This window comes from Cupriavidus sp. 01L46 (assembly GCF_056399905.1).
This window is the reverse complement of sequence record NZ_JBFTSF010000196.1, coordinates 1-22185: the sequence shown is the minus strand read 5'-3', so window position 1 is coordinate 22185 and position 22185 is coordinate 1. Positions and strand designations below refer to the sequence as shown.

General features: G+C 67.0%; 24 protein-coding genes and 1 pseudogene. 13 read left to right on the top strand and 12 right to left on the bottom strand.

Going from position 1 to position 22185, the window contains the following annotated elements; genetic code table 11:
• The 5 genes from AC1DS3_RS26880 to AC1DS3_RS26860 form a co-directional block, all read right to left on the bottom strand.
• The coding region (locus tag AC1DS3_RS26880; RefSeq protein WP_477128307.1) for an MFS transporter at window positions 1–1002 on the bottom strand (1002 nt) is incomplete at its 3' end.
• A gap of 183 nt (window positions 1003–1185) precedes the next feature.
• Window positions 1186–1824 (bottom strand): 3-oxo-tetronate 4-phosphate decarboxylase, encoded by a 639-nt coding sequence (gene otnC, locus AC1DS3_RS26875; protein WP_267603086.1) that lies wholly within the window; start codon window positions 1822–1824, stop codon window positions 1186–1188.
• Entirely contained in the window at window positions 1821–3125 is a 1305-nt protein-coding gene (otnK, locus tag AC1DS3_RS26870) for a 3-oxo-tetronate kinase (protein ID WP_441634897.1), read from the bottom strand. Before otnK ends, otnC begins: the two co-directional genes overlap by 4 nt.
• 11 nt (window positions 3126–3136) lie before the next feature.
• Window positions 3137–4033 (bottom strand): L-threonate dehydrogenase, encoded by an 897-nt coding sequence (gene ltnD, locus AC1DS3_RS26865; protein WP_043346576.1) that lies wholly within the window; start codon window positions 4031–4033, stop codon window positions 3137–3139.
• 42 nt (window positions 4034–4075) lie between these two features.
• Window positions 4076–4828 carry a FadR/GntR family transcriptional regulator gene (locus AC1DS3_RS26860; RefSeq protein ID WP_477128306.1) on the bottom strand — a complete coding sequence of 251 codons (753 nt, stop codon included), beginning with the start codon at window positions 4826–4828 and terminating at the stop codon, window positions 4076–4078.
• Window positions 4829–5049: 221 nt separating this feature from the next.
• Between AC1DS3_RS26860 and AC1DS3_RS26855 the strand changes: the two genes are divergently transcribed.
• Window positions 5050–5475, top strand: coding sequence for a GNAT family N-acetyltransferase (locus tag AC1DS3_RS26855; RefSeq protein WP_477128305.1), 426 nt, complete (start codon window positions 5050–5052; stop codon window positions 5473–5475).
• Between the two features lie 20 nt (window positions 5476–5495).
• Here AC1DS3_RS26855 and AC1DS3_RS26850 read toward each other — a convergent pair whose 3' ends face one another.
• On the bottom strand, window positions 5496–6707 hold the full coding sequence (locus AC1DS3_RS26850) for an MFS transporter (RefSeq protein WP_477128304.1): 1212 nt from the start codon (window positions 6705–6707) through the stop codon (window positions 5496–5498).
• A gap of 216 nt (window positions 6708–6923) precedes the next feature.
• Between AC1DS3_RS26850 and AC1DS3_RS26845 the strand changes: the two genes are divergently transcribed.
• Together AC1DS3_RS26845 and AC1DS3_RS26840 are read left to right on the top strand one after the other, a co-directional pair.
• Entirely contained in the window at window positions 6924–7823 is a 900-nt protein-coding gene (locus tag AC1DS3_RS26845; protein ID WP_477128303.1) for a LysR substrate-binding domain-containing protein, read from the top strand.
• Window positions 7824–7916: 93 nt separating this feature from the next.
• Complete coding sequence (locus AC1DS3_RS26840) at window positions 7917–8399, top strand: hypothetical protein (RefSeq protein ID WP_441634903.1); 483 nt, start codon at window positions 7917–7919, stop codon at window positions 8397–8399.
• 11 nt (window positions 8400–8410) lie between these two features.
• On the opposite strand, the gene AC1DS3_RS26835 is transcribed toward AC1DS3_RS26840, so the two are convergent.
• The 3 genes from AC1DS3_RS26835 to ygfZ all read right to left on the bottom strand — a co-directional run bounded on the left by AC1DS3_RS26835 (window position 8411) and on the right by ygfZ (window position 10664).
• Window positions 8411–9238 carry an NRDE family protein gene (locus AC1DS3_RS26835; protein ID WP_441634905.1) on the bottom strand — a complete coding sequence of 276 codons (828 nt, stop codon included), beginning with the start codon at window positions 9236–9238 and terminating at the stop codon, window positions 8411–8413.
• Between the two features lie 114 nt (window positions 9239–9352).
• On the bottom strand, window positions 9353–9643 hold the full coding sequence (locus AC1DS3_RS26830) for a DUF4936 family protein (RefSeq protein WP_441634907.1): 291 nt from the start codon (window positions 9641–9643) through the stop codon (window positions 9353–9355).
• A gap of 25 nt (window positions 9644–9668) precedes the next feature.
• Window positions 9669–10664: a CAF17-like 4Fe-4S cluster assembly/insertion protein YgfZ gene (gene ygfZ / locus AC1DS3_RS26825; protein ID WP_441634909.1), complete on the bottom strand. Its 996-nt coding sequence runs from the start codon at window positions 10662–10664 to the stop codon at window positions 9669–9671.
• Between the two features lie 189 nt (window positions 10665–10853).
• Between ygfZ and mltG the strand changes: the two genes are divergently transcribed.
• The 7 genes and pseudogenes from mltG (at window position 10854) to AC1DS3_RS26790 (ending at window position 15995) form a co-directional block, all read left to right on the top strand.
• Entirely contained in the window at window positions 10854–11849 is a 996-nt protein-coding gene (gene mltG, locus AC1DS3_RS26820; protein ID WP_441634911.1) for an endolytic transglycosylase MltG, read from the top strand.
• A gap of 8 nt (window positions 11850–11857) precedes the next feature.
• Window positions 11858–12171, top strand: a pseudogene (locus AC1DS3_RS26815) (dTMP kinase).
• Between the two features lie 117 nt (window positions 12172–12288).
• On the top strand, window positions 12289–13296 hold the full coding sequence (locus tag AC1DS3_RS26810) for a DNA polymerase III subunit delta' (protein ID WP_477128302.1): 1008 nt from the start codon (window positions 12289–12291) through the stop codon (window positions 13294–13296).
• Between the two features lie 64 nt (window positions 13297–13360).
• Window positions 13361–13798, top strand: coding sequence for a PilZ domain-containing protein (locus AC1DS3_RS26805; protein ID WP_237717190.1), 438 nt, complete (start codon window positions 13361–13363; stop codon window positions 13796–13798).
• 82 nt (window positions 13799–13880) lie between these two features.
• Entirely contained in the window at window positions 13881–14402 is a 522-nt protein-coding gene (locus tag AC1DS3_RS26800; protein ID WP_441634916.1) for a GNAT family N-acetyltransferase, read from the top strand.
• A gap of 107 nt (window positions 14403–14509) precedes the next feature.
• Window positions 14510–15304: a TatD family hydrolase gene (locus AC1DS3_RS26795; protein WP_441634918.1), complete on the top strand. Its 795-nt coding sequence runs from the start codon at window positions 14510–14512 to the stop codon at window positions 15302–15304.
• Between the two features lies 1 nt (window position 15305).
• Window positions 15306–15995, top strand: a complete 690-nt coding sequence (locus AC1DS3_RS26790; RefSeq protein WP_477128301.1) for an ankyrin repeat domain-containing protein — start codon at window positions 15306–15308, stop codon at window positions 15993–15995.
• 89 nt (window positions 15996–16084) lie between these two features.
• Here the strand turns inward: AC1DS3_RS26790 and egtB are convergent, their stop codons facing one another.
• Together egtB and AC1DS3_RS26780 are read right to left on the bottom strand one after the other, a co-directional pair.
• Window positions 16085–17374 carry an ergothioneine biosynthesis protein EgtB gene (gene egtB, locus AC1DS3_RS26785; protein ID WP_477128300.1) on the bottom strand — a complete coding sequence of 430 codons (1290 nt, stop codon included), beginning with the start codon at window positions 17372–17374 and terminating at the stop codon, window positions 16085–16087.
• Between the two features lie 341 nt (window positions 17375–17715).
• Window positions 17716–18318: an FMN-dependent NADH-azoreductase gene (locus AC1DS3_RS26780; protein ID WP_416048637.1), complete on the bottom strand. Its 603-nt coding sequence runs from the start codon at window positions 18316–18318 to the stop codon at window positions 17716–17718.
• Window positions 18319–18466: 148 nt separating this feature from the next.
• On the opposite strand from AC1DS3_RS26780, the gene AC1DS3_RS26775 reads away from it, so the two are divergent.
• Both AC1DS3_RS26775 and AC1DS3_RS26770 read left to right on the top strand, forming a co-directional pair.
• A complete protein-coding gene (locus tag AC1DS3_RS26775; RefSeq protein ID WP_441634924.1) occupies window positions 18467–19423 on the top strand; it encodes a LysR family transcriptional regulator in 957 nt (318 codons plus the stop codon).
• A 146-nt stretch (window positions 19424–19569) separates the two neighbouring features.
• Window positions 19570–19983 carry a DoxX family protein gene (locus tag AC1DS3_RS26770; protein ID WP_441634926.1) on the top strand — a complete coding sequence of 138 codons (414 nt, stop codon included), beginning with the start codon at window positions 19570–19572 and terminating at the stop codon, window positions 19981–19983.
• 35 nt (window positions 19984–20018) lie between these two features.
• On the opposite strand, the gene AC1DS3_RS26765 is transcribed toward AC1DS3_RS26770, so the two are convergent.
• Window positions 20019–21236 (bottom strand): EAL domain-containing response regulator, encoded by a 1218-nt coding sequence (locus AC1DS3_RS26765; protein ID WP_477128309.1) that lies wholly within the window; start codon window positions 21234–21236, stop codon window positions 20019–20021.
• A 315-nt stretch (window positions 21237–21551) separates the two neighbouring features.
• On the opposite strand from AC1DS3_RS26765, the gene AC1DS3_RS26760 reads away from it, so the two are divergent.
• On the top strand, window positions 21552–22185 hold a 634-nt coding region (locus AC1DS3_RS26760; RefSeq protein WP_477128308.1), incomplete at its 3' end, for a DNA translocase FtsK 4TM domain-containing protein.

Genomic DNA, 22185 nt, shown 5'->3' with positions numbered 1-22185 from the left:
CATCAGCGCCGGCACGATCAGGTGCCAGCGGCGTTCGCGGCGGGCGTCGGCGCTGTGGCCAAGGAAGTTCATCACCACGATGGCGCAGATAAATGGAATCGCGCTGAGCAGGCCGATATTGAGGTTGCCGGTAACGCCGCTGGTCTTGACCAGTGTGGGCATCCAGAACGTCAGCGCATATTGCCCGGTGACAAAGCAGAAGTAGATCATGCACATCCACCAGACACGGCTGTCCTTGAACACGGCGCCGAGCGAATGGCCGGTGCCCGAGGCGCCAGCCTGGCGCGCGTCTTCCTCGATATTGCGCTTGAGCACACGCTTTTCGTTGGCGTCCAGCCACGGCGCCTGGTCGATGCCGTTCTTGAGCACGAACACGGTGATGATGCCGATCAGCAGCGCGGGCAGGGCCTCGATCAGGAACATCCATTGCCAGCCGCGCATGCCGCCGTAGTCATGGAAGGCATCCATGATCCAGCCCGACAGCGGGTTGCCGAACATCCCGGCCACCGGGATGCCCGACATGAACAGCGCGATCATCTTGGCGCGCCGGTTGGCCGGATACCAGTAGGTCAGGTAGAGGATCACGCCGGGATAGAAACCCGCCTCGGCCAGGCCGAGCAGGAAGCGCATGATGTAGAAGGTGGTGGGCGTCTTCACGAAGACGAACAGCGCCGAGATGATGCCCCACGTGATCATGATCCGCGCGATCCAGACGCGCGCGCCGAGCTTGTGCATCAGCAGGTTGCTGGGGACTTCGAACAGGAAGTAGCCGATGAAGAACAGCCCGGCGCCAAGGCCGAACACGGTTTCGGAAAACGCCAGGTCCTGCGCCATCTGCAGCTTGGCGAAGCCCACGTTCACGCGGTCCAGGTAAGCGATGACGTAGCACAGCATCAGGAACGGCATGATGCGCCAGAACACCTTGCTGTAAGCGCGTTTCTCGATGTCGCGGTCGATGTCTTGGCCGGCGCCGGTTAGCGCGGCCTGGGTGGATGCATGCATGGTTGTCTCCGTATATCGGCTTGGTTCCAGCTTGGTTCCGGCTTGATGCCCGTTGTTGGCGGCAAACCAGGGGCGAACGCTGCCCTTGCCGCGGCCCAGGCGTTAGCCAGGGCGGGCGGCGGGCGGTTCGGCTTTGCTTGTGTTTTTGTTGTTGGGGCTTTGTCGTGCCTGCGCGCGTGGTCCCTACCAGCGCGCCTTGAACGTATCGCGCAGTTCGGCCAGCGCTTGCTCGTCGAGCGGGTCAGGCTTGTCCTTGAGCATCAGCCAGAGCTTGGCGGTTTCTTCAAGTTCCTCGAGCGCGAAGGCGGCGCGCGAGACGGTGGCCTCCCACACCACCGGACCAAGGCGCGCKAGCAGCACGCCGCGCACTTCGGCGGCAAGCTGGGCAACGCGTGCCGCCACCGCCGGGTCGCCCGGGCGATGGTAGGGAATCAGCGGGATATGCCCGACTTTCATCACGTAGTAAGGCGTGATCGGCGGCAGCACGTCGTCTGGCTGCCATGCGCCTGCCAGGCTCAGCGCCACCAGGTGGGTGGAATGCGTATGCACCACGCCATGGGCCTGGGGGTTGTTGTCGTAGATGGCGCGGTGCAGGGTCAGCGTCTTGGACGGCTTGTCGCCGGCCACCCAATTGCCGCCGCTGTCGACCTTGGCAATGGCGGCCGGGTCCAGCATGCCCAGGCAGGCATCGGTCGGCGTGATCAGCCAGCCGTCCTCCATGCGCGCGCTGATATTGCCGGCGCTGCCGACCGTGTAGCCACGCTGGTAGAGGCTGGCGCCGATGCGGCAGATTTCTTCACGCAGGCTGGCTTCGGTGCTCATGCTTCACCTCCAAGCTGGCGTAGTGCTTCGTCAAAGAAGTCGATGCCGCCGAAATTGCCGGACTTGAGCGCCAGCGCCAGCGGCCGCGCTTCCAGCGTGACGGTGGCGGGCACGCCCGGCGCGATCTGCGCGCCGATGCGCAGGGCTTGCACGCCCAGCGCCTGCACCACCGCGCCCGAGGTTTCGCCGCCGGCCACCACGAAGCGGCGCGTGCCACGTGCTTTCAGGGCGGCGGCGATGTCCGCCAGCGCCTGCTCGACCAGATGGCCGGCGCGCTCCACGCCCAGCGCGGCCTGCACCGACCTGACCTCCTCCGGCGTGGTGGTGGCGTAAAACAGCACAGGCTCGGCATGGGAGCCAGCCAGGGCCAGCGCCTCCTCAACCACGGGCGCGCCTTGCGCCAGCGCGAGCGGGTCGATGCGCAGGGCGGGGCGCTTGGCCACGAGCCACTGCGCCACCTGCGCATTGGTCGCCTTGGACGCGCTGCCGGCCAGCACCACCGCTGGCCCGGTCACGGGCGCCATGCTGTCGGCATCCGCGCGTTGCGGCAGCAAGCCGGCGCGGCGGAAGTTGGCGGGCAGGCCGAGCGCCAGGCCCGAGCCGCCGGTGAGCAATGGCAGGTCGGCGCACGCCTCGCCTAGCGTATGCAGGTCGGCATCGCTCACGGCATCGGCAATCGCCAGTTTCACGCCATCGCCGCGCAAGGTGGCCATGGCCTGGCGGGCCGCGTCGCCGCCGCGCGCCACGGCGTCGTAGCGCAGCAGGCCCACCTTGGCCTGGCTCTGGCGCTGCAGCACGCGGACCAGGTTGGCATCATGCATCGGCGTGAGCGGGTGGTTCTCCATGCCCGACGCATTGAGCAGGACATCGCCCACGAACAGGTGGCCGCGGAAGAGGGTGCGGCCGTTCTCCGGGAATGCCGGGCAGGCGATGGTGAAGTCGCTGCCAAGCGCCGCCAGCAGGGCCTCGGCCACCGGGCCGATATTGCCGGCGTCGGTGGAGTCGAAGGTGGAGCAGTACTTGAAAAAGAACTGGCGGCAGCCCTGGGCTTGCAACCAGCGCAGCGCGGCCAGCGATTGCGCGATGGCGTCGGCCGCCGGGATGGTGCGCGACTTGAGCGCGACCACCAGCGCATCGGCCTGCTCCACGCCGGGCAGCGCCGCGCCGCCCGCCGGCACGCCGATGGTCTGCACGGTGCGCATGCCGTTGCGCACCAGCGTGTTGGCCAGGTCGGTGGCACCGGTGAAGTCATCGGCGATGCAGCCGAGCAGGGCGCGCGAGGAAGGGTTCTGTGCGGTCATGCTGGCTTGCCTCACTCGGCCTTCTTCGCCGGCAGCTCGATGCCGGGAAATATCTTGATCACGGCGGAATCGTCCTCGCCGCCGTGTCCCGCGCTGGATGCCATCATGAACATCTGGTGYGCSGCRGCSGAMAGCGGCAGCGGGAAYTTGCTGGTGCGCGCGGTATCGAGCACCAGGCCGAGGTCCTTGACGAAGATATCGACCGCGGACAGCGGCGTGTAGTCGCCCGACAGGATATGCGGCACGCGGTTCTCGAACATCCACGAATTGCCCGCRCTGTGGGTGATGACCTCATACAGGGCATCGGCATCCACGCCTTCACGCAGGCCCAGCGCCATGGCTTCTGCCGCCGCGGCGATATGCACGCCAGCCAGCAGCTGGTTGATGATCTTCACCTTGGAGCCCGCGCCATGCGCGTCGCCCAGGCGGTAGACCTTGCCGGCCATGGCAGCCAGCACGTCCTCGGCCAGCGCATAGGCTTCGGCCGGGCCCGAGGTCATCATGGTCATTTCGCCGCTGGCGGCGCGGGCGGCGCCACCGGAAACCGGTGCGTCCAGCAGCAGGATGCCGCGCTCGCCCAGCCGCTTGCCCAGTGCTTCGGCGAAGCTCGGCGGCACGGTCGCGCTGGCAATGACCAGCGTGCCAGGGCGCAGGCCGCTTGCCGCGCCTTGTTCGCCAAACAACACGGCTTCGGTCTGCGCGGCGTTGACCACCAGCGTGACCACCACATCGCATTTGCCGCCGAGCTCGGCCGGGCTGGCGCAGGGGATGCCCCCCGCGTCGGCAAAGCGCTGCAGCACGTCGGGCCGCAGGTCGCAGGCATGTACCTTGAAGCCGGCGCGCAGCAGGCTGTGCGCTACGCCGTTGCCCATCGCGCCGAGGCCGATGACGCCAATTGATTTGCTCATGAAGACTCCTGCCAGGAGKGCGGTGATCAGCGGATCAGTGGATCAGTGGGAAAGGCCGCGCGCGGGCGCGTCGGCGAGGTCGGTGGCGGTCTCGGGCTGCCCGCCATGGGACAGGYGCCGCGCCGCGTTGTACATATGGGTTTCGGCCGCGTTGCGCGCGGCCAGCGCGTCGCCGGCGCGGATGGCGGCCACGATGGCCTGGTGTTCCTCGCGCACCTGGCGCGAGAAATCCGCGCGGCGTGCCTCGTTGGTACGGGTCACGCGGGTGGCGGTTTCCAGGTACTGGCTCAGGAACGCCAGCGTCTTGAGAAAGAACGGGTTGCCAGTGGCTTCGGCGATGGTCCGGTGAAAGGCCACATCGGCCGCCACGCCATCGCCGCCGGCGGCCTCCTCAGCGTCAATGCCGGCGAGTGCGGCGTCGATGGCCGTCATGCTGGCATCAGTGCGGTCGCGCGCCGCCTGTGCGGCCACCTCGGCCTCGATGGCCCGGCGCAGTTCCACGATATGCAATACCGATTCGAGCGTGGCCACATCGGTGTAGTCGATCCGCAGCGGCCGGATGCCGGCCTGCTCGGTGACGAACACGCCGCTGCCCTGGCGCGATTCCACCACGCCCTCGTGGCGCAGCCGGGCGATGGCTTCGCGGATCACGGTGCGGCTGACGCCGAATTCCTCGGACAGTACCGCCTCCGTGGGCAGCTTGTCGCCACGGCCGAAGGCGCCGCTTTCGATCTTCTCCAGCAGCTGTTCAGCAACGGTGTCTGTCAGGGCTCGGGCCGGGACTTTCTGGAACACGGGAGGCCTCAGGTGATTAGGTAATATGGTCATCATACAAATTTTCCAGGAAGGATGCGGATCGGGAATTACCCCTACCCCATACCTTCGCCCCTATCCCTTTCTCCATGTTGCATTGCAGCAATGACTGGCATCGCTTGCCCCCGCCGCGGCGGGAGTATCATGACGGCCGCCCCTCTGGCCGTTTTTTCACCGCTTTGCGCCTTGCGCACCGAACAACGATGACGATCACCATCCGCCTTGCCTCCTGGTCCGAAGCACGCGATACCGCGCGCGCCATCCGCTATGCCGTCTTCGTCGAAGAACAGGGCGTGCCGGTGGAGCTGGAATGGGACGAATGGGATGAGCCGAGCTGGCACGCCCTGGCGCTGGCCGAGGACGGCAGTGCGCTGGCTACAGGCCGCCTGCTGCCGGACGGCCACATCGGCCGCATGGCGGTGCTCAAGCCCGCGCGCGGCAGCGGCGTCGGCGCCATGGTGCTGGATGCGCTGATGGCCAAGGYCGCTGAGCTTGGCTACGCTGAGCTGGTGCTCAATGCGCAGCGCCACGCCGCACCGTTCTATGCGCGCGTGGGCTTCGAACAGGTCGGCGAGGAATTCGAAGAGGCCGGCATTCCTCACGTGGAGATGCGCAAATTGCTGCGCTGAATGCAATCGGCGGCTTGTCGTCAGGCGCGGGCCTGCCGCGCAAACAAGGGCCGCGCCAATAGCGCGCTCACGCTGGCCGCCAGCCACACGGCCGCCCAGCTATAGCCGGCGGCCATMGCCGGGATCGCCAGCGGCACCAGGAAGAAACCCGAAAACGCAAAGGTATTGCCCAGCCCGAGCGCGGTGCCTGCACGGCTGGCGCCCGCGATCGTCGCCAGCTCGGTGAAGGCCACGCCATGCCAGGCCGAAGTGCAGATGCCGCCCAGCACCAGGCATGCCATCAGCACTGGCGTCAGCACGGCGTGCCAGCCCGGTGCGGCGGCGCATAGCCAGGTCAGCCCCGCCAGCATGGCGAACACAAGCAAGGTCAACAAGCTGCAGGCGCGCATATAGGCGCGGCGGTTGCCATGGCGGTCGGTCCAGTGGCCGCTCCACACCCGCATGACGGCAGCACCTGCCTGGACCGCCGCCACGGCCATGCCCGCAGCGGCAATGCCGATGTGGCTGAAATCGTGCAGAAAGACCGTTGCGAACGTCAGCACAGCCACTTGTGGCACGCACATCAGGCCCATGCCACTCACCAGCCGCCAGACCTGCGCGCTTCTTAACGGGCCGGGCCCTGCCTTGCCGGGCGCACCRCTTGCCGGCGACATGGCGCGCGCCGGCTCGGCCGGCGGCTCGTGCATCCAGTGCCAGGCAAAGGCCGCGGTGACGCCGCAGAACACGGCCAGCGCGCCGTAGACGGCGGCAAAGCCAAAGGACTGCGCCAGCATCGGCAGCATCAACGCGCCCATCCCGCCGCCGGCGGGTACCGCGGTCTGGCGGATGCTCATGGCGAGGCCCCGTTCGCCTTCGCGGAACCATGCCATCACGGCGCGGCCGCTGGAGCCGTTGACGCTGCCGCCCAGCAGGCCCAGCCCCAGCAGGCCTAGCGCCAGCACAGCGTTGCCGGGAATATGGCCGGGCAGCGGCGCTACGAACACCGCCATCAGCACCAGCCACAGCGCGGTGGCCATCAAGCCGGTCAGCAGCACGCGGCGGTCGCCCCAGCGGTCGGTCAGCAAGCCCCACGGCACTTCGCTCACCGCAATGCCGAGTCCCATCATGCCCAGGCAAAAACCCAGCTCGCCATCGCTGATCCGGTAGCCGGCGCGCATCAGCACCGCGGTGGTGGGAATGCCCGAGAACGCCGCGGCAAAGCTGGCATTGGCCGCGACGCCGAGGGCCAGCACTTTCCAGCGATGGCCCGGGCCATGGCGTGGGGCGAGGGCTGCGCCGGCAGGGCCAGGCACAGCGGCAAAAGGGAGCGGAGCAGGAGCGCGGGGCACGGGATCATCCTTGGGAAAACGGCACATGCAGGCCTTGACGCACTGATTCTGCCGCCGCAGAATGATCCTGAATATCAGATAATTATTGATTGAACATCCCAAATAACAGGATGGTTTGACATGGCAGCGGTGAACTTCGACCTCGATGTACTGCGCAGCTTCGTTGTGGGCATGGAACTCGGCAGCTATGCCCGGGCCGCCGACCGGCTGGGCCGCTCCACCTCGGCGGTCAGCGCGCAGCTCAAGAAGCTGGAGGAGCAGGCGGGCACGGCGATCTTTCGCAAGGCCGGGCGGGGACTGGCGCTGACGGAGGCGGGCGAGACCATGCTGGCCTATGCCCGCAGGCTGCTGGAGCTCAACGACGAGGCCGCCGCCGCCGTGYACGGCGTGGCGCTGGAGGGCTGGGTGCGGTTCGGCCTGCAGCAGGACTTTGGCGAGGTGCTGCTGCCCGAGGTGCTCGGCCGGTTCGCCCGCGCGCATCCCAAGGTGAAGATCGAGGCACGCGTTGCGCGCAACACCGAGCTGCTGGACGGCGTGGCCGCCGGCCGCCTGGACCTGGCGCTAGCGTGGGACGATGGCGTGCGGATGCCGCATGTGGAGCAGGTGGCGATGTTGCCGATGCGCTGGATCGGGCCCGCCGGCGCGCGTGCGCCGTGGCAAGACAACGGCCCGCTGCCCTTGGTGGCATTCGAGCCGCCGTGCCGTTTCCGCTCCGCGGGCACGGCCGCCCTGGACCGCGCCGGCATTGCCTGGCGGGTCGCTTTCAGCAGCGCGAGCCTGGGTGGCTTGTGGGCAGGGGCGGCGGCCGGGCTGGGGCTGACCATCCGCACCGGCATGGGCTTGCCACCCTCCGTGCGGGCCTGGGAGCCGGGAGAGGGCGGGCTGCCTGCGTTGCCCTCGCTGGCGCTGGCGCTTTACCGCAAGGATGCCGAACTGGAGGCGCCTGCCACCCGGCTGGCAGGCATCGTGAGCGAGGCGGTTCGGGCTGCGTTGCCCGCCAGGCTGGCGGCTGTGGCCTGAATGAAGCGATAGCTTGCGGGGCTTGCAGCCAGCCGCCTACGCTGTACCATCGCGGTCTTTGTTTTTGCCATCGCTTTCCCGTTGATCTTGTCCATGTCTGAAATCCGTTCCCGCCTGCTCCAGGCCCTGGCCGATGCCACGCCCGCCCTAGATCTCGACCGTGCGCCGTCGGGCGAGCCGCCCGCTGGCGAAGACCTGCTCTCGGCATGGTTGCAACCCTGGCTGGCGGAGCACTGCCTGGTCAAGGTGGACTGGCGGGATTTCAGCACGTTGGGCGTGCAAGCCGTGGCACGCCTCGCCACGCTGCGCGCGGCGGGTGTCTCGGCCATCGACGTCGACGATCTGTACGACGAAGACGGCATTCCACTAGGTGGTGACGACAACGATTTCGACATGAAGCCCGCCGGGCTCTACCTGGCGCACGTCAACCGCGAACTGGCGCCGCATGGCATGCAACTGCTGGAGATCGGGCACTTCGAGGATGCATGGCTGCTGGCGGTGCGCAATGACCCCGCCGCGATCCGGGCGCTGAACGTGGCATTGCGCCTGGCCGGCCTGGCGGCACAGCAGTACTGAGCGCGCCAGCCTTAGCGCGGCGCTTGCACCGAGCCGGCGTCGCGGGCAACGCGCAGGTGGCCGCGGTAGGACACCTCGCCGGTGCGGCCGTTGGCGTCGAAGCTGCGTTCGCTAACCTCGAAGCGGCCGTCATGGCGCACGCGCAGCACGGTGCTGGCGCGGGTGCCATAGCTGGGCGAGCGGATGAAGGCGGAGGACAGCAGCTTTTCCCACTCCGGGGTCACCCCCGTGCGCGGAAGCTCGGAATCCAAGGCCTGGCGATCGTTGGCCAGCAGGTCGAGATAAGGCTCGATGCTGGCGCCGGCCAGGCCGGTGTCGGCGGCGAGTGTTTCGGCGAGCGCGCCGACGCGGCTGCGCACCTTGGGCCACGGCGTATCCAGCAAGGCGTTGGATAGCCCATAGATGCCGGGCTTGAGGCGCTGCGGATAGGGCGAGGTGCCGCGGTTGCTGTACCACCACAGCTCGCGCAGGTTGCACGCCAGCAAGTTGAAGCCGTTGTAGGCGCCGGTGCGGGGCACCAGCCCGGACAGATAGGATTGCGGATCGCTGTCGCCGCGCAGGAATCCGGCCACCAGCTCACCGCGCGAGCGCGCATCGGTGCGTTTCTCGGACGGGGCGCGGTAGTTGGTCAGGGCAGCAAAGCGGCCGTCGCCGGCCAGGCCCATCCAGGTGCCTGGCTCGCCGATCACTTCCGCCATGTCGCGGCCGGCCAGCACCTGGGGGGCGTCTTCCCACCAATGCACGGGCGCCGCCGGGCGGGCATAGAACTCGTCGCGGTTGCCGGCCACCACCAGGGCATAGTCCGGGTGCGATTGCCAGGCCACCAGAATCAAGCACATAGCGCTTCCTTTGCTGCATTCACTGCGGTTGCCACATTCACGGCATCGACTGCGATCCGATCTTCGGCTTTGTCATTCAGGGACCATGGTGGCTGGGCCGTTCCATGGCCCCCATCAGAGCTGGTCGATATCGACAAAACGCTCCACCTGCCGCTCGCCGCTGATCCACTGCTGCAGCCCGCTTTGCCGCCACAGCCCGTCGAGCAACTGGTCGAAGGCTGGCGGCACATCGGCGTAGGCTTCCATCCAGGTCTGCATGCCGTCGCGCGCCTCGGGCCTGCGTAAGAGCGTACCACCAATTCCGCTCGCTTCGGCAACGGTCTCCATCCAGCTGTGCCAGTGCGCGATGGCCTCTTCGGCACGGGCTTCCGGTACCCGGAAATAGACGTACAGGTGGTCGCTCATGGCTATTCCCAGTGTTGCCAGGGGTTCAGGCGGCGTCGCCGAAGGGGACGGCATAGGGCAGCTCGCCCACGCGTACCAGGCTGCCGGCAGCGCTGCCCAGGTGCAGGGCGCCACCCACCGCATCGATCTTCAGTTCGGCCAGGCCGTCCCAGCCGCCTTGTGGCGCGGCGGCGGCATTGACCATCATGCCGCAGGGTTGGTCAGGATCCTCGGGGCGGAAGATCTCCGTGGCCGCGCCCGGCGCTTCGCCTTCGCCATGGATCAGCCACATGCGTCGCTTGAGCGTGCCGCGGTACTGGCTGCGCGCAACGATTTCCTGGCCCGGATAGCAGCCCTTGCGAAAGCTCACGCCGCCAACCAGTTCCAGGTTGATCATCTGAGGCACGAACTGCTCCTGCGTGGCAGCGGCGATGCGCGGCACGCCGGCTTGCACTTCCAGCCAGTCCCACACCACGGCATCCACCGGCACCAGCTGTGCCGACAGCGCAGCCTGGACTTCGTCGGCCTGTTCGACCGGCAGCACTACCTGCCAGCGCGGCAGCCCGGCGCCGTCGGGCAGCCGGATCACGGTGGCGCTGGCGGCCGCGGCGCTGGCCCAGGGCTCGGCCGGCGCGGGCAGGCCGGCCGCCTGCAGGGCGGTGGCGCCATTGGCACCTGCCACGCCCAGCACGGCGCGGGCCGGCGTGAGATCGGACAGCTTGGCCTTGGCGCGCAGCACGAACATCGACAAGCGCTTCTGGATAGCGGGCTGCAGGTCGGCGGACAGCTGGAGGACGATGCCTTCCTCGTCACGCCACATCAGGAAGCTGGCCAGCAGCCGTCCCTTGGGCGAGCAGTAGCCGGCCAGGCGGGCGGTGCCGGCGGCAAGGTCATCCACGGCATTGGTCAGCTGGGTATGCAGGAAACTGCCGGCGTCTTCGCCGGCAACCCGGATCAGGCCCAGGTGCGCGGGTCGGCAGACGACTCCACTTTGGCGCACGGCTTCGAACTGGGTGGCACGGTCTGGGGCAGGGGCATTCATGGCAGGTATCGCAAGCAAGGGGCGCACGGGCGCGCCGGATGGAAGGTGCAAGGAGCTACAAGCGGCTAAAGGTGCAAGGCTCCCGGTATTATATGAGGCTGTCGCCATTTCAGCCGGGATGCCCATGGTCGACACTGGGTGAGCCCGGCTTTGCCGCGGTGCATTGTGCGCCGCTACTTTCTCTTTTACATGAAACGTCTTTTCCTGCGGCTGCTGCTGGTCGCCGTGATTTTCACGATTGCCGCCGCCGGCGCCTTTGCCTGGTGGGCCAATCGCCCGCTCGCGCTGACAGCCTCGCCCATCGAGGTGGTGATCAAGCCCAATTCCAGTGTGGCCAGCGTTGGCCGCCAGATCCAGCGTGGCGGGGTGCAGATGGACCCCCGCCTGTTCGCGCTGCTGGTGCGGCTTACCGGTCATGGCGCCGACCTCAAGGCCGGGGGCTATGAGTTCGACAGCAGTGCCACGCCGCTGTCGGTGATCGGCAAGATCGCCCGGGGCGAGGTCAACCACTATGTGCTGACCGTCATCGAAGGCTGGGAATTCCGCAAGATGCGCGCCGCCGTGGATGCGCATCCGGCGCTCAAGCACGAGAGCCGCGGCTTGTCGGACGCGGAACTGATGAAGGCCATCGGTGCGCCCGAGCCGACGCCGGAGGGCCTGTTTTTCCCCGACACCTACCTGTTTGCCCGCGGCAGCAGCGATCTCGAACTGTACAAGCATGCCTATCGCGCCATGCAGCGGCGCCTGACCGATGTCTGGAACGCCAGGGCGCCTGACCTGCCATACAAGTCGCCCTATGAGGCGCTGATCATGGCCTCGATCGTGGAGAAGGAGACCGGCCAGCAAGCCGAGCGCCCGCTGATCGCGGCCGTGTTCATCAACCGGCTCAAGAAGGGCATGATGCTGCAGACCGATCCCACGGTGATCTACGGCATGGGCGAGGCGTTCGAGGGCAATATCCGCAAGCGCGACCTGCAGTCCGACACCCCTTACAATACCTACACGCGCAACGGCCTGCCGCCCACCCCGATCGCGTTGCCCGGGCTGGCCTCGCTGGCCGCCGCCACCGCGCCGGCCCCGTCCGACGCACTGTATTTCGTGGCGCGCGGCGACGGCAGCAGCCATTTCTCCAACTCGCTTCCCGAACACAACCGCGCGGTAGATAAATACCAGCGCGGCAAATAAGTCTCCCCATGCGCGGAAAATTCATCACATTCGAAGGCATCGACGGTGCCGGCAAGAGCACCCACGTGGAGTGGGTGGCGGACCGCCTGCGCCTGATCTGACGCTGCTGTTCGATGTGCCGCTGGAAACCGCCAGCGCGCGCCTGGCCGGCGCACGCGAGCCCGACAAGTTCGAGGCCGAATCGCGTGCCTTCTTCGAGCGCACGCGGCAGGAATACCTGCGCCGCGCGGCGGAGTCTGCACAGCGTTTCCGGGTCATCGACGCGACTCGGAGCATCCCCGAGATTCAGGTAGAGCTTGAGAAAATCCTCGCAACACTTTGAATTGGCAGCAGGAATCGAGCGTATTGAGAGGGACGGGGATAGCCGAGCCTGTCGTCCTCTATCCCTCGCGCCACGTGCGTAGTTACACGAAGTTTCAACCCTAACTCACTGATCCGCATGCTTTATCCCTGGCAGAAAGAAGACTGGCAACGGCTGAACGCGCTGCGCGAGCGGCTCCCGCATGCCTTGCTCATTCACGGCCAGCAAGGCATCGGCAAGCGCGACCTGGCGCTGCATTTTGCCCAGGGACTGCTGTGCGAGACGCCGCGCCCCGACGGGCAGCCTTGCGGCACATGTTCGGCCTGCCACTGGTTCAGCCAGGGCAACCACCCGGACTTCAGCGTGGTGCGCCCGGAGGCCATGGAGGCGACGGACGACGCGCCGACGGATGAAAGCGGCAAGAAGAAAGCGCCCAGCAAGGTTATCCGCATGGAGCAGGTGCGGGCCCTGATTGAAACGGTCGGCATCGGCACGCACCGCGCCGGCTTGCGCCTGGTGGTGGTGTATCCGCTCGACGCCTTGCAGCATGAGGGCGCCAACGCCTTGCTCAAGACGCTGGAGGAGCCGCCGCCGTCCACCGTGTTCCTGCTGGTGACCGACCGGCTGGATCGTGTGCTGCCCACCATCCTGTCGCGCTGCCGCCAGTTTTCCGTGCAACGGCCCACGGCCGCTGCGGCCATGAGCTGGCTGAGCAGCCAGGGCGTGGGAGACKCCGAGGCGCAGCTGGCGCTGGCMGGCGGTTCCCCGCTGACCGCGTTGCATGCCGCCGAGGCCGAGGAGCAGCCGATGCAGCGCTGGCTGGTGAGCCAGCTTGGCGCCGGCGCCGGCTTCGATGCGCTGGCGGCGGCCGAGCAGGTGCAGAAGCTGCCGGTGCCATCGGTGCTTGGCATCCTGCAGCGCTGGACGTACGATCTGCTGTCGGCCCGCTTGGCCGCAACGCCGGGGCCGCGTTATTTCCCGCGCGAGCAGGCGGCCCTGGCGCGTTGCGCACAGGCAACCGATGCACACCGGTTGCAGGCGTTCTCCACGCGGCTCGTGGGCCATCGCCGCAGCGAGAACCATCCGCTGGCGGCTCGGCTGGTGATGGAGGCCGTGTTTCTGGAATACCGGCAGTTGTTTCAGTAAGCCGAAGACGTTGAACAAATCCAATATGGCCTGAAGGCCAACAGTCAGCAACAAGGGGTCAGTCATGAATACAGAGGTGACAGGGGCACGGGGCGCCAGCGTTCCCGGAGCCGCAGGCTTGGCCGCCGCCGGCGGCATCGGGGCGCCGACGGTCCCGGGCGCAGCTTCCCGGCCCAACGTGCTTTCGCTGTCGATCAAGGACCAGGCGGGCCTCTATGCGGCCTACATGCCGTTCCTGCACCGTGGGGGCATCTTTGTCCCGAGCAACCGGCCCTTTCGGCTGGGCGAGCAAGTCTTCCTGGTGCTTTCGCTGCTGGACCGGCCGCAGAAGTACCAGATTGCCGGCCAGGTGGCATGGATTACCCCGGTTGGCACGCCCAACAAGACGCCCGGCATTGGGATTCACCTGCCGGATGACGACAACGGCCGCAACCTGCGCCGCGCGGTGGAAGAGATCCTGGGCAAGACAATTGAGTCCGGTCGGCCCAGTCAAACGTTATAATTGACTTCATCTTTGTGGCGTAAGTATTTGATGTAGTTGGTTTTTTTAAAATTTTCTAGCCTGTCCGAGAAGATATTCAGCAATGAGTGATTCCGCCTTTACCGTGCGGCCCGCGCTGCAGCGTGACCTGGCCAACATCGTCGCCATCTACAACAGCACCGTCGCTTCACGCATGGTCACGGCAGACACCGAGCCCGTGGCGGTGGAGTCGCGCCAGGCCTGGTTCGATGAGCATCAGCCGGAGCGGCGTCCGCTGTGGGTGGCCGAGGACGGTGAAGGGCGCATGGCCGGATGGCTCAGTTTTTCCGACTTCTACGGGCGCCCGGCCTATGGCGCCACCGCCGAAGTCTCGATCTACCTGGACGCGACCCGCCGCGGGCAGGGCCTGGGGCGCTACCTGCTGCAGCAGGCCATCGCCCATGCGCCGCAAATCGGGGTCAATACGCTGCTGGGCTTCATTTTTGGCCATAACGCGCCCAGCCTGGCCCTGTTCGCCTCGCTGGGCTTCGAGCGCTGGGGTAACCTGCCGCGCGTGGCTGTGCTCGATGGGGTCGAGCGCGACCTGATCATCCTCGGGCGGCATCTGACAAAGCCAGCCGAGTAGGAACGCTCGCGAGCCAGGCGCCGCCAGGCAGCTGGCTCGCTGGCACGACCATATACAATGGCGGGTGGCGCCGCCCGCGGCGGCGTCTCTATCTGGAAACCGCCCCAATGTTTGTCGATTCCCACTGTCATCTAGATTTCCCCGACCTGGCCGCGCGCCTGCCCGAATTGCTGGAGAACATGCGCGCCAACCAGGTGTCGCATGCCCTGTGCATCTCGGTCACGCTGGAAGATTTTCCGCGCGTGCTGGCGCTCGCCGAGCAGCATCCGCACCTGTACGCCACCGTCGGGGTGCATCCCGATTACGAGGAGGGCGAGGAGCCCACGCTGGAGCGCCTGCTGGCGCTGTCGGCGCATCCACGGGTGGTCGGTACGGGCGAGACCGGGCTCGACTACTACCGGCTGGAAGGCCGCAGCATCGCGGACATGGAATGGCAGCGGGAGCGTTTCCGCACCCATATCCGCGCCGCGCGGCAGACCGGCAAGCCCCTGATCATCCATACCCGTTCGTCCGCCGAAGACACCTTGCGCGTGATGCGCGAGGAAAGCGCGGCCGAAGCCGGCGGGGTGATGCATTGCTTCACCGAGAACTGGGAGGTTGCCCGGCAATCGCTGGACGAGGGCTTCCACATTTCGTTCTCCGGCATCGTCACCTTCAAGAATGCGGTGGAGTTGCAGGAAACGGCGCGCAAGATCCCGCTGGACCGCATGCTGATCGAGACCGATTCGCCGTACCTGGCGCCCGTGCCGTACCGCGGCAAGACCAACCAGCCCGCATGGGTGCGCCATGTGGGCGAGTTCATCGCCAACCTGCGTGGCATCCCGGTTGAGGAGCTCGCGGAACGTACGTCGGATAATTTCTTCCGTCTTTTCAAGCATATAGATAGGAAATCTCATGCTTAACATGAATACTGTCCGACGCCTCGCCGCCGTTGCGGCCATGCTGGCGGGCGCCGTGGCCTGGGCTGCGCCCGTGGACGATATGCGCCATGYGGTGGAGTTCGACGACGTCAAGGCGGCCCAGAAGATGCTGGCGCGCGGAGTCGACCCCAACCTGGTGGATGCCAAGGGCAATCCCATGCTGGTGGTGGCATTGCGCGAGAAGTCGCTGAAGGTGGCGGAGGCGCTGATCCGCGCCAAGGACATCGATTTCGACAAGGCCAATGCGGCCGGCGAGACACCGCTGATGATGGCCAGCCTGCAGAACGAACTGGGCCTGGTCAAGCTGATGGTCGACCAGATGGAGGTCGAGATCAACAAGACTGGCTGGACGCCGCTGCATTACGCGGCGACCAACGGCAACAACGAGATCGTCAAGTTCCTGGTCGACCACGCCGCCTATATCGATGCGGAAAGTCCCAATGGCAGCACGCCACTGATGATGGCGGCGCGCGGCGGGCATATCGAGACGGTCAAGTTGCTGCTGGACGAAGGGGCCGACATGCGCCTGAAGAACCAGCAGGGCATGACGGTGATCGATTTTGCCGAGCGCTATCACCAGAAGGAGATCGCGGAGGGGCTGAAGTCGCGCTGGCAGAAGCTGTATCCGCAGACGCCGTTAAGCGCACAGCCTCCGCAAAAGGGCTGGAACTGAACAACTGAACGACTGAACATAAGTAAAACGCGCCGGGCTAAAACCCGGCGCGTTTTTGCTCCTGCCCAGACGATCCAGCGATCAGGTACTCAGGCGTCGTCGGCCAGGCGCACGCCGGTGAACTGCCAGCGCTGGTGCGGGTAGAAGAAGTTGCGGTAGCTGGCACGGATATGCGACTCCGGCGTGACGCAGGAACCGCCGCGCAGCACCATCTGGCTGCACATGAATTTGCCGTTGTATTCCCCCACGGCCCCGGCGCTAGGCTGGAAGCCCGGGTAGGGCTGGAAGGGGCTGGCAGTCCATTCCCACACGTCGCCAAACATCTGCCGCAGCACGCCGGAGGTATTCTGGCGATCAGGCAGCGGCCGCAGCACGCGTCCCTCGACAAAATTCCCGGTAGCCGGCAGGTTGCGCGCGGCGTGCTCCCACTCCGCCTCGGTTGGCAGGCGGCGCTCGGCCCAGCGGGCAAAGGCATCGGCCTCATAGAAGCTGATATGCGTGACCGGGCTGTCCGGATCCACCGGCTGCATGCCGCGCAGGCTCATTTGCCACCAGGTGCCTTCACGCTCCACCCAGTACAGCGGCGCTTCGATGCCGTGTTCGCACACCCAGCGCCATCCATCCGACAGCCACAATCCGGCGGTCCGGTAGGCGCCATCCTCGATAAATTCAAACCACTGGTGGTTGGTGACCGGGTGCGAGCACAACTGGTAAGGCTGCAGGAGCACGTTGTGCCGCGGGCCTTCGCAATCGAAGGCAAAGCCGTCGCGGTCATGGCCGATGGCGACCACGCCACCGGCAAAGTGGATCCATTCCGCCGCCGGGCGCGGATCGGCGATCACGGGCGCCAGCAACTCTGGCGCGAAGGCCGGCTTCAGCGGGTTTTGCGCGAACAGATGCAGGATGTCGGTCAGCAGAAGCTCCTGGTGCTGTTGCTCGTGGTTCAGGCCAAGCTCGATCAGCGCCGCCTCGGCATCGGTCTGCGCGCTGGTCAGCAGACCGAGCATGGTTTCGTCGACCGCCTCGCGGTAGGCCAGGATCTCGTCGAGCGAAGGCCGCGACAACAGGCCGCGGCGTGGCCGCGGGTGGCGGGCGCCGACGGATTCGTAATAGGAGTTGAACAGGTAGCGATACTGCGGATCGACCGGTTCGTAGTCCGGGATACGCGCCGTCAGCACGAATTCCTCGAAGAACCAGGTGGTATGCGCCAGGTGCCATTTGGCGGGGCTGGCGTCGTCCATGGACTGCACCGTGGCGTCGGCGTCGGTGATGTCAGCGACCATGGCTTCGGTAGCCGCGCGCACGTGGCGGTACTGGGACAGCAGGGCTGGCTCGTGCGGAGGATGCACGGCGCTGGCAGGCAGCAGGGCAGAGKACATGCGGGCTCCCGGATCGGACTATGCATCTGCCGCGGATACCGCTTTGGGTGGCGGCTGGYCGTGGCGTGTGGATTGCGGACAGGTTCCGACCCAGGCCTGCACAACAAGGCCGCGCGGGCTTCCCCCTGGATGGACATGCACCGAAACCGCTCAGGCGTTCGGAACCATCATAGACCCGATCGCGCGGTGGGCATAGCAGGCTCGCGCGTGCAAGAATCCGTGGCAGGGCGCGGCGCTGCAAGGTATGCGGGCTGAAACGCAAGAATGCAAAACGCCCGCCGACATGACTGCGGGCGAGCGTTTTGCGCGGGGCTGGGCGGCGCGAGGCCGCCGCGCCGGGATCAGGCTGCCAGGGCTGCCACGGCGCCGTTGGCGGCGACCAGGCTGGCTTCGCGGGCTTCGGGGCCCATTGCCAGGCCGTGGGCGCGCACGTACGTGATGTCGGTGAGGCCCAGGAAGCGGAACACCACGTCCACGGTCTGCTCGTGCAGGTCCAGGGCGTTGGCGTCCTGGCGCACGCCGCCGCGCGACGACACCACGATCACGCGCTTGCCGCCGGCCAGGCCGACCGGGCCGGTCTCGGTGTACTTGAAGGTGCGGCCAGCCTGGGCGATGCGGTCGATCCAGGACTTGAGCTGGCTGGGGATGCCGAAGTTGTATTGCGGTACACCGACGACCAGCACGTCGGCTTCGAGGAATTCCTTGAGGAAGGCTTCGGTGCGTTGCAGCTCGCTTTCCTGCACGGCGTTCAGGCCATCCTTCGGGCCGCCCAGCACGGGCAGCAGCGCGCCGGACAGGTGTGCCGGTGCGTCCTGGTCCAGGTCGCGCACGGTCAGGGTGGCTTCGGGGTGCTTGGCGCGCAGGTCGGCGACCACCTTGGCGGTCAGGCTGCGGGAAGCGGAATGGCCGCCAAGTACGCTCGAGTCGATTTGCAAGATCTTCATGTTCATCTCCACTGGGGTCGGGTTGGATGAATGAAAGATAGCGGTCTGCCATTGATGCCGGTAGTGGGGCAAAATAGAACTTATTGTTCCAGGCGCAGAACGCAGGCGGGCTGCTACCCTGGCACGCTCTTACCGCCAAGGATGACCCATGCAAGACCTGAACGATCTATCGCTGTTTGCCCAGGTGGTCCAGCACGGCAGTTTTTCGGCCGCGAGCCGTGCCAGTGGCGTGCCAAAGTCCCGGCTCAGCCGGCGCATTGCCCAGCTGGAGCGGGACCTGGGGGTGCAATTGTTGCGCCGGACCACCCGCCAGGTGCGCGTGACGCCCATCGGCGAGGCCTACTACGAGCGCTGCCGCGCCATGCTGACGGAGGCCGAAGCGGCGCGCGAAGTGATTGAGCAGGCGCGCGACCAGCCCGGCGGCACCTTGCGCGTGAGCTGCCCCGTGGCGATTGCCCAGAGCCTGCTGGCGCCCGCCATCGGGCATTTCATGCAGGCCAATCCCGGCGTGCGCATTGAACTGGAAGCCACCAACCGCCGCGTGGACGTGATCGCCGAAGGCTTCGACCTGGCGTTGCGGGTGCGCGAGGTGATGGACGACTCGTCGCTGGTGGTGCGCACCTACGGCGAGAGCCCGCTGATGCTGGTAGCCAGCCCTGCGCTGCTGGACAGCATCGGCCGCCCGCGCACGCCTGAAGCGCTGGACGGCATGCCGGGCGTCAACCAGAAGCCGCACGACGGCAAGCATGCCTGGACGCTGACCTGCAATACCGGGCAGTCGATCCACGTGCAGTACGATCCGCGCCTTGTCACCGACGAATTCGCCTTGCTGCGCGCGGCCGCCATCGCGGGCATCGGCGTGGCGATGCTGCCGCGCATGTTCTGCCGCGATGCCATCGAGAGCGGGGAACTGGAGGTGCTGCTGCCGCAGTGGATCATGCCGGTCGGGACGTTGCATGCGGTCTTTCCCTCGCGCAAGGGCATGCCGCCGGCGCTGCGGCGCTTCCTGGATTTCCTTGCCGACATCCTGCCCGAGACGGCCTGCAAGGCGGGCATGCAGCCGCCGCGCCAGCCGGGCATGCACCGGCCCATCGGCCAGATCTGATGGCGCGTCCGCGCAACTTGTGCCTTTACCTTCACCGCGCGGCGCACTAAGGTAAATATGCGTGCCGCGCGTGGAGCCAAAGGCGCTTCGCCTGCAGGCAGCGCATTCGCGCTTTCGTTTTCTGATCCGGACAAGGAGTGACGACCATGAGTGGTTCTCAGCCATCGCAGGACCTGGGCAAGGCGGTACTGCGCATTGTGCTCGGCGTGCTGGTCCTGCTGCACGGGATCTCCAAGCTTATCGCCGGGCCGGGGTTCGTGACGCAGGTGGTGACGCAGGCCGGCCTGCCCGTCGTGCTGGCCTACGGTGTCTATATCGGGGAAGTGGTGGCGCCGGTGCTGCTGATCCTTGGTTTGTGGGCCCGGGCCGCCGCGCTGATCGTCGCCGTCAACATGCTGGTGGCAGTGGGCCTCGTCCATATGAAGCAACTAGGCGCGCTGGCCGACACCGGTGGCTGGGCGCTGGAATTGCAAGCAATGTTCCTGGGTGGCGCCATCGCGGTCGCGCTGCTGGGCGCGGGGCGCCTGAGCGTGGGCGGCGTCAACGGCAAGTGGAACTAGCGTAGCTGCCGTTTGGGAGCGCCCTCGGGGCGCCCTCAGGGCGTCCAGCGGCCCAGCGTTTCAGYCACAAACATGTCGGGCGGCAGCGCGGGGGACCACAGGTAGCCCTGGCCAAGGTCGCAGCCCAGGGCTTGCAGCGCGTCGCGCTGCGCGGGGGTCTCGATGCCCTCGGCCACGCATTCCAGCTTGAGGTCTCGCGCGAGGTTGATGACGTTGCGGCAGATCGCCGCGCGCTGGCTGTTACCGGGCACCGCCACCACGAACGAGCGGTCGAGCTTGATCTGGGTGAAGGGCAGGTCCGCCAGCAGCTTGAGGGTGGCGATGCCGATCCCGAAATCGTCGATGGCCACGCCGTAACCTAGCAAGCGCAGGCGGTTCAGCGCAATCGACAGGGCACGGGTGTCGCAGACCGGGTAGCCCTCGGTCAATTCGATATTCAGCAACTGGCGGGGCATGCCGCTGGCTTCCACCATGGCATCGAAGGCGTCGAGCACGCCGGGCCGGCACAGCGTCTGCGCGGAGGCATTGATGCTCAGCGGGATACGCACGCCGCGCGCCAGCAACTGGCGCTGCACCGACAGGCATTGCTGGCCCGCCAGCTGGAAGATGGCATCGGCCTCGCCCATTGCCTCGAGCCTTGGGATGAAGAGGTCGGGCCGGATCAGGCCCATGGTCGGATGGCGCCAGCGGCAAAGCGCTTCTGCGCCGGCCAGCGCGCCCGTGCTGATCCTGAACTGCGGTTGCAGCATGATGAAGATGGCGCCGGGCGTCTGCATCGCGGCCAGCAGCTCGCGGTCATCCGGCTGGCTTGGGGCCGCCGCCGGGGCTTCGGCGGTGAGGTCGCGCTCCAGCGCATCCTGCAGGATCTCTTCCAGCACCACCGCCGAGATCGGCTTGCGCACCGCGCGCACATGGGCGAGCCCAACCGAATCGGCCAGGCTCACATGGGAATCGATGATGTCGTCCTGCAGCGCGGACACCCATACCCACAGGGGCTGGGCGCCGGCGAAGGCGTGGTCCTTGCGCCGGGTCAGCTCGTCCATCATGCCGGGCCCGTTGAGCCCTGGCATCTCGATATCGCAGAGCACGAGGTCGACCTTGCGCGCGGCAAGCAGGTCCAGCGCAATGCGGCCGTCCGCGGCACAATGCACGTCGCTGACGCCCAGCTGGGTCAACAACTGTTCTGCCGCCAGCAACTGGAACGGGTGGTCATCGACCACCAGGGCTGACAGTCCGGCGTAGCGCGTCTGMATGGTTGGCTCGGGATTGGGTCGATGGAAATCGGCCGGTGAGAACGGGCAGAGTCGATTCGAGGCAGGCTTCGTCCATAGTAGCGCACATGCCGCGCGGTGGGCACGCCTTTGCGCGGGCGGATGCCGACGTTGGCGCGCAGGGTTCGCGTGGCGGGGGAGGGGGCCCGGCGCTGGAAAGCAGGCGATATTCCGTTGCAAGTGCCATCTTGCGCGGAAACGCCGCGCCCAGACCCGCTACAATCGTCGCCCGAGGTATTTGATGATGGCGTTTCGATAATGGGTTTTGGCTGGTTCGGATTTTCGACCTTGTGGCTTGTGCCGCTGGTGTGGCGCCAGGTGGCGCGCCTGCTCGCCGGCGAGCGCCGGTTCTTCAGTGGACGCGGCACGCTGCGGGTATGGCTTGGCACGTTGATCGTGCTGTGCGCGAGCGCTTCGCTCGAAGCGCTGACAGGCGCGGCGGGCGAGGGCGGCATGGCAGGCAGCACGTCGGGCGGCAGCGCCGGGCGCGCGCTGGGCACCTTGGTTTCCGGCATGCTCGGCTGGAGTGCCAGCCTGCTGCTGATGCTGGGCGTGCTGGCCCTGGCCGCGCCGATGGTATTTGGCGAAACCTGGCGCAGCCTGTTCCTGCGCAAGCCCAGCTTGCCGGAGCCGGATGAGGCCGAGCTGGCGCCCGCGCGCCCGCCCGCCCGCACCGCGCGCGAGCCGGACAGCTGGGAGACCACCCACCTCGGCGCCACGCACACCGCCGTGCCGGGCTCGACCGACTATGTGCCGCGCCACAAGGGCATCGAAGCCGTATCGGCGCGGCGCCAGCCAGTCTGGCAGCCGCCGGCGCGCACCCGCAATTCGCCGCCGCAGCCGGGCGAGATCTGGCTGCAGCAGGCCGGGCCGCCGGGCGCCGCCAAGCCGGAGGCCCCTGCGCCCGCATCGCCACCGCCCGCAGCCAAGG